The sequence below is a fragment of the Micrococcus sp. Mcc89 genome, from assembly GCF_024519795.1.
In the GTDB taxonomy this organism is placed as follows: domain Bacteria; phylum Actinomycetota; class Actinomycetes; order Actinomycetales; family Micrococcaceae; genus Micrococcus; species Micrococcus luteus.
On sequence record NZ_JALJRI010000091.1, the window covers coordinates 1 to 1114 of the forward strand.

At 65.5% G+C, this 1114-nt stretch carries 1 protein-coding gene; it reads right to left on the minus strand.

Features of this window, described 5'->3' with window-relative positions:
• Positions 1–38: 38 nt before the first annotated feature.
• On the minus strand, positions 39–1022 hold the full coding sequence (locus NR072_RS09030) for a DUF3631 domain-containing protein (protein ID WP_256836932.1): 984 nt from the start codon (positions 1020–1022) through the stop codon (positions 39–41).
• Positions 1023–1114 lie beyond the last annotated feature (92 nt).

Below are 1114 nucleotides of genomic sequence, written 5' to 3' on the forward strand. Positions count from 1 at the left end.
ACCAGCGGGAAGAAACACTGGCCGCCTATGGGCAGAACTCAATGGCCCTTGACAGGCGTCGGCACGAACATCTCCCCCTCTCGCCAGACCTCGGCCAGGTCGAACAGCAGGTGTACGCGCAGCGGCCGGTCCATCAGCCCTTCTTCCTTCTCTGTCTCGTGCTCTTGCAGATCACGCAGGATGAGTTGTTCAGCGATGGACGGCCACCGACCACCGGCCACGGCGGCGACACGGGCGAGGGGGCGCCACTTCTCCCGATGCCGCGCCACGCACCCGGGCGGCAGCTCCGGGCGTGCCTCTGCAACGGCGTCTCGCGCCGCGTCCATTGACTCGGACAGCTGCACTTGCAGCTGGTCGGCGTCGTCCTCCAGGTCTTCCCAGTCGGACGGCTCGGCGGTCCCGTCGAGGTCGGGCATCAGCAGCACGCGGATGCACCGTGACCGTGTGTCGTCCGGCAGGTTGGGGTTATTGCCGGCCAGGGCGACGGGGGCGAACGTGGACATCTCACGAGCTGTGTAATTGCCCTCGGAATCCTTCACGAGCACGGGCCGTGATCCGCCCCGTTTGTAGCCGGTGTTGATGGTCGCCAGGACTCCGGCCATGATCGGATTCTTCATGTCCAACGAGCGGTCCGCCTCGTCGATGAGGATCGTGCGAATGCCGCTCTCCAGCACGCGGGGCAACAGGGCCTCACTGGAGATGGTGGACGCGGACAACGGGTGGCGGGCCAGGTGGGCCAGGTGCTCCAGACATGTCGTCTTGCCGGACCCCGGCATCACAGAATCAATCTGGAGACGCGGGGACGTGTAGGTCTGCTCCACCACGTAGGTATGCGCAGCCCACAGGGTCAGCAGGTGAATGTCCTCCGGGGTGGTCGTGCGGATGAACCGGGACAGCCATCCGTCTACGGCGTCCAGTATCGGACCGACTGGTCCGGCCTCTCTGGTCGAACCGGACGGACCGGACGAATGGGCCGAACCGGTCACCTCTGACCAATCCACCTCTTCCTCGCTCGGGATCATGCGGCCATCCCCTCATTGATGTCTGCACGGGCGGCCGCGGGTCAAGCCCCTCGTGATGGTGTAGCGGTCTGATCCTTCATGGGGGTCAGGCG